7 protein-coding genes are annotated in these 4890 nt (G+C 69.8%); 5 read left to right on the top strand and 2 right to left on the bottom strand.

Annotated features, from left to right (window positions below; translation table 11 throughout):
* The coding region (locus FNH05_RS32260) for a hypothetical protein (RefSeq protein ID WP_246128069.1) at window positions 1-547 on the top strand (547 nt) is incomplete at its 5' end.
* Between the two features lie 62 nt (window positions 548-609).
* On the top strand, window positions 610-969 hold the full coding sequence (locus tag FNH05_RS32255; RefSeq protein ID WP_246128068.1) for a cytotoxic translational repressor of toxin-antitoxin stability system: 360 nt from the start codon (window positions 610-612) through the stop codon (window positions 967-969).
* Between the two features lie 26 nt (window positions 970-995).
* Here the strand turns inward: FNH05_RS32255 and FNH05_RS32250 are convergent, their stop codons facing one another.
* Complete coding sequence (locus tag FNH05_RS32250; protein WP_222426770.1) at window positions 996-1964, bottom strand: helix-turn-helix domain-containing protein; 969 nt, start codon at window positions 1962-1964, stop codon at window positions 996-998.
* Window positions 1965-2043: 79 nt separating this feature from the next.
* On the opposite strand from FNH05_RS32250, the gene FNH05_RS32245 reads away from it, so the two are divergent.
* Window positions 2044-3087 carry a saccharopine dehydrogenase family protein gene (locus FNH05_RS32245; protein WP_144592627.1) on the top strand — a complete coding sequence of 348 codons (1044 nt, stop codon included), beginning with the start codon at window positions 2044-2046 and terminating at the stop codon, window positions 3085-3087.
* A 75-nt stretch (window positions 3088-3162) separates the two neighbouring features.
* Here the strand turns inward: FNH05_RS32245 and FNH05_RS32240 are convergent, their stop codons facing one another.
* Window positions 3163-3543, bottom strand: a complete 381-nt coding sequence (locus FNH05_RS32240; RefSeq protein ID WP_144592626.1) for a nuclear transport factor 2 family protein — start codon at window positions 3541-3543, stop codon at window positions 3163-3165.
* A gap of 87 nt (window positions 3544-3630) precedes the next feature.
* Here FNH05_RS32240 and FNH05_RS32235 point away from each other — a divergent pair, with 87 nt between their 5' ends.
* Both FNH05_RS32235 and FNH05_RS32230 read left to right on the top strand, forming a co-directional pair.
* The gene (locus tag FNH05_RS32235; protein WP_144592625.1) at window positions 3631-4419 is read left to right on the top strand and encodes an MmyB family transcriptional regulator; all 789 of its coding nucleotides are present in this window, start codon (window positions 3631-3633) and stop codon (window positions 4417-4419) included.
* A gap of 34 nt (window positions 4420-4453) precedes the next feature.
* Window positions 4454-4890, top strand: a 437-nt coding sequence (locus tag FNH05_RS32230; RefSeq protein WP_144592624.1) for a TetR/AcrR family transcriptional regulator, incomplete at its 3' end; no start/stop codon positions are given.

The following is a 4890-nucleotide window of genomic DNA, read 5'->3' as shown; positions in this document are numbered from 1 at the left end:
ACCTGGGTGTGGTCGTCCCGCGTCGTTCGAAACGACCTCACCGAAGCCAGGCGTCAAGTACGTCGCGTACTTGACGTACTTCCCGCAGGGAGAGACACTGGCATCCGGAGACCGCACTGGAGGTCGGGTCGTGTCTGCTGTTCACTACGAGAGCTACACCGATGCGCGCGCACATCTGAAGGATCTGCTGGATGCGGCCGAGCGAGGTCGCGTCGCGACGGTTCGGCGTGACTCGGCCACGAGTGCCGTCGTGGATGTCGCGCGGCTGAGGCATTTCCTTGCGTCGATCATTCCCTCGCGGGCCGAAGTGGTGTCGGAGGCCGGTGGCTGGTCCGTGTTCATTCCCGGACTTCCCGTGGCTGCCGACGGCGATACCTTCGACGTCGCCATCATGGAGATGGTCGACGCACTGCGGGAGTACGCGGAGGACTGGCAAGAACGTCTCCTGGACTCGCCGAACCACCGTGACAACTGGGGGTTGGTCCAGTTGATCAGCCTGAGTGACGATGAGCAGCTTCGTGACTGGCTGGTGGGGGCCTCCAGGTGACGTGGCCTCACCCAACCCGTAAGGACCATGACACCTTCTGCCGTACCGAGCGGTGGCGCCAGGTGCGCGACGCCCGCGGGCGCACGGGTACGCACCACGTCACCTACGAACTCGGTCTTCCCGATGGCAGGATCCTCCGCACCCGCATCTCCCATCCGGTCGATCGGACCGATTACGGGCCGAGACTGTGGCGGCACATTCTTCGTGATCAGCTGGAGGTCGACGAGCCGGTCTTCTGGTCCTGTGTTTGCGACGGTGTCAGGCCGCCACGGGGCATGCCCGCCCCACCGCGCGAGTCCCTGCCTGCCGACCTCGTGCACTTGCTGATCTCGCGGGTCGGTCTGCCCGAGGCCGACGTGTCGGTGATGAGCAAGGAGGACGCCATTGCCAGGGTGCAGCGGTACTGGTCCGAAGATGGTTGATCACGGCCCGTCCCTGGGGTGGTAGCTCACGCCCGGAACGTGCGGCGGTAGGCGTCCGGCGGGACGCCGATCGCGCGGTGGAAGTGGCGGCGCAGGGTGGTCGCGGTGCCCATGCCCGCCGCCGAAGCGATGGTGTCGATGCTGTCGTCGGTGGCTTCCAGTAGCTCCTGTGCGCGGCGGATCCGCTGCGTCAGCAGCCACTGCAGTGGGGTGGTGCCGGTGATCGAGCGAAAGTGGCGCGCCAGGTGGCGCGAACTCATGTTCGCCTGGCGGGCCAGATCCTCCACGGTGAGCGGCTGGTCCAGCCGCCGCATCACCCAGGGGAGTAGTTCGGCCAGCGGATGGCCGTCCTGTGCGGGCACCGGTGTGGTGACGAACTGGGCCTGGCCGCCGGCCCGGTGGGGCGGCACGACCAGGCGGCGCGCGACCACGTTGGCGACCGCCGGGCCGTGGTCGCGGCGGACCAGGTGCAGGCACAGGTCCATCGCCGCGGCCTTGCCCGCGGACGTGAGCACGCTGCCGTTGTCGACGTAGAGCACGTCCGGGTCGACCTTCACCCGCGGATAGCGCGCGGCCAGGTCGTCGGTGTGGGCCCAGTGGGTGGTCGCGCTCAGCCCGTCCAACAGCCCGGCAGCGGCGAGGACGAACGCGCCCGTGCACAGGGAGACCACCCGCGCGCCCGACTCGTGGGCCGCGCGCACCGCCTCGACGAGTTCGGCGGGCGGGTCCTGGTCGACGTCCGCCAAGGCGGGGACGATCACGGTACCGGCGTGCGCCAGCCGGTCGAGCCCGCAGTCCGGCTCCAGCAGGAACCGGCCGACCCGGACGGCGTCGGTGCCGCACACCGTGACGTCGTACCAGGGGCCGGGCAGGGCGGCCGGGGCGGAGCCGAAGACCTCGTAGGCCAGGGACAGCTCGAAGTGCAGCATCCCCTCGGTGGCGGCGACCGCCACGGAACGCGGGAAGGAGCCCATGTCGGGAATTGTACGGGTCATGTCGTTCCGGACACTGGGCGCCGAGGGTCCACGGGGGCAGGATTTCCGTGTGGATCATTTCGGACAGGTGGGAGCGGGCATGGGATCGGGTCGGACCGTGGCGGTGTTCGGGGCCTACGGGCACACCGGGCGATTCGTGGTCGCGGAGTTGCGCGAGTGCGGATACGTCCCGCTTCCCTCCGGGCGTGACCGGGACAAGTTGCTGGCGCTGGCGCAGGCCCAGCCGGGGCTCGAGGTGCGGCAGGCGTCGGTCGACGACCCGTCCTCGCTCGACCGCGCGCTCGACGGTGCGGCCGCCGTGATCAACTGCGCCGGGCCCTTCGCCGCGACCGCCGCCCCGCTGATCGAGGCGGCGCTGCGCGCCGGCATCCCGTATGTCGACGTGGCGGCCGAGATCGAGGCGAACGTCGACACGTTCGCGCACTTCGCGGACCGCGCCCGTGACCGGGGCACGCTGGTGGTCCCGGCCATGGCCTTCTACGGCGGCCTCGGTGACCTGCTGGTCACCACCGCGATGGGCGACTGGACGGCGGCGGACGAGGCGCACGTCGCCTATGGCCTGAGCAGTTGGCACCCCACCGCCGGGACACTCGCTTCGGGTGTGGTCTCCGGGCGGCGACGGGGTGGGCGCCGTGTCCGCTACACGGGCGGGCGGTTGGAGTACCACGACGACGCCATGCCGACCCTGGAGTGGCCCTTCCCGGCTCCGCTCGGTCCCCAGAGCGTCATCGGAGAGTTCACCATGGCCGACGTCGTCACCGTGCCCAGTCACCTGGCCATCCCCGAGGTGCGCACCTACATGACCGCCAGGGCAGCCGCGGACCTGTCCGCTCCGGACGCCTCGGGGCCGACCGCCGTCGACGAGCGCGGCCGCTCCGCGCAGACCTTCGTCGTCGACGTCCTCGTCCGCTCCGAGGGCACGGAACGCCGCGTGGTGGCCTCCGGTCAGGACATCTACGCCATCAGCGCACCGCTCGCCGTGGAGGCCGTGGACCGCATCCTGACCGGCCGGACCAGGACCACCGGCGTCGCGTCCGCCGGTGCGGCCTTCGACGCCCCGGACTTCCTCCGCGCCCTGTCCCCGCATCTCTCGCTGCACGCCCCGGTCGACACACGCGGCTGACCGCGCCGTGAGGGGTCCCCTCACAGTCGATCGACAGGGGAACGGCACTTCCGGGACCCCTCACGGCACCGCGGTCTAGAACATTCCGTTCGGGACTTCCCGCGCTTGCGGGACGGGCTGCACCACGTCCCAGTGCTCGGCGATACGGCCGTCGGCCAGCCGCCAGATGTCCACCACGGCGAGGCCACGCTCCTGCCCCGGCGGGGTCATGCGGTAGTGCACCACCACGTGTTCCTCGTCGGCGACGACCCGTTTGAGGTCGAGTTCCGCCTTCGCCACCTCGGAGTCGGCGATGAACCGGAGGAACGCGTCCCGGCCCGAGGGGTTGCCGGGGCTGTGTTCGACGAAGTCGTCGTGGAGCGCTTCCCGCAGCGGGGCGAGGTTTCCCGCGGCGAATTCCGCGAAAATCGTCCGGACGAGTCGGGCGTTTCGTCCGGCGGCAGTCGTTTCGTTCATGCCGCAGACCTTGGCAGCCCAACCACGGTTCGTCGATTACCTTGCTGGTAGTGGCTTTCGCGGGGGACGGCCGGAAGACTGTCGTTCGTGCGTGACGATCGTCCGGTCGGTGAGCTGCTGCGCGAATGGCGGCGGCGCCGCGAGCTCAGCCAGCTCGATCTGGCCCTGCAGGCGGAGGTTTCGGCGCGCCACATCAGTTTCGTCGAAACCGGCCGGACGATCCCCAGTCGGGGGATGGTCCTGCGTCTCGCCGAACACCTGGCCGTGCCGGTCCGGGAACGCAACCGGCTACTGGTCGCGGCCGGGCACGCGCCGGTCTACCGGGAGCGTCCGCTGGAGGATCCGGACCTGGCCAAGGCCCATGAGGCGGTGGAGCGGGTGCTGCGGGGCCACGAGCCATATCCCGCGCTCGCCGTGGACCGGCGCTGGAACCTCCTGCTTGCCAACTCCGCCGCGGAACTGTTCTGGGCGGGGGTCGATCCGGGGCTGCTGGAGCCGCCGGTGAACATGATGCGGCTCGGCCTGCATCCGGAGGGTTTCGCGCCCCGTCTGCGCAATCTGGCGCAGGTGCGTGCTTATCTTCTGCCGCGGTTGGCGCGGCAGGTGGCCGCCACCGGCGATGCGGAGCTCGCCGCGCTTTACCAGGAAGTCCGTTCCTACGGTACGGGGGAGGAGCCGCCACCCGATCCGGCGGAGATCGCGATGCCCATCCGGATCGAGCACCGCGGCCGCGAGCTGTGCCTGTTCAACACCGTGACGACCTTCGGCACGGCCTTCGACATCACCCTCGACGAGATCGTCCTGGAGACGTATTTCCCCCTCGACGAGGAAACCGCCCGGATTCTGCGGGACCTGGCCGCCCGGCCAGAGTATTGAATCGTCCAGTCCAAAATCTGCTAGGGTGGGCGCCATGCCCCGCCCGAGGAAGTTCGACGAGGACCAGGCCGTGGAGGCGGCCATGCGTGCCTTCTGGGCCCAGGGCTACGAGGCCACTTCGACCCAGGATCTGTGCGAGGCCACCGGTCTGGGGCGTAGCAGCATCTACAACACCTTCGCGAGCAAGCATGACCTGTTCCGGCGGGCGCTGACGCGCTATGTGGAGCTCATGTCCGGTGCACATCTCGCCGTGCTGCGCGACGAGAAGCGTCCGGCGCTGGAACGGGTCCGCGCGTGGCTCGCGATGGTCATCGACGGGGAGTTCGAGAACCGCCGAGACGGGCGGAGCGTTGGCTGCTTCGCGGTCAACACGACGGTGGAGATGGCCGGCCGGGACGAGGAGGCGGACCGGGTGCTGCACCGGGATCTCGAACTGCGCCTCGACGCGTTGCGGTCGCTGATTTCGGCCGG

This window comes from Amycolatopsis rhizosphaerae (assembly GCF_007713715.1).
Classification (GTDB): Bacteria; Actinomycetota; Actinomycetes; order Mycobacteriales; family Pseudonocardiaceae; genus Amycolatopsis_E; species Amycolatopsis_E rhizosphaerae.
Note: the sequence above shows the minus strand (reverse complement) of the source record. Positions and strands in the feature narration are given on the sequence as shown.

Bases quoted from the DNA above. Each gene is read 5' to 3' on its own strand.
- FNH05_RS32245 (WP_144592627.1), top strand. From the start codon at position 2,044: ATGGGATCGGGTCGGACCGTGGCGGTGTTCGGGGCCTACGGGCACACC.
- FNH05_RS32250 (WP_222426770.1), bottom strand. From the start codon at position 1,964: ATGACCCGTACAATTCCCGACATGGGCTCCTTCCCGCGTTCCGTGGCG.
- FNH05_RS32240 (WP_144592626.1), bottom strand. From the start codon at position 3,543: ATGAACGAAACGACTGCCGCCGGACGAAACGCCCGACTCGTCCGGACG.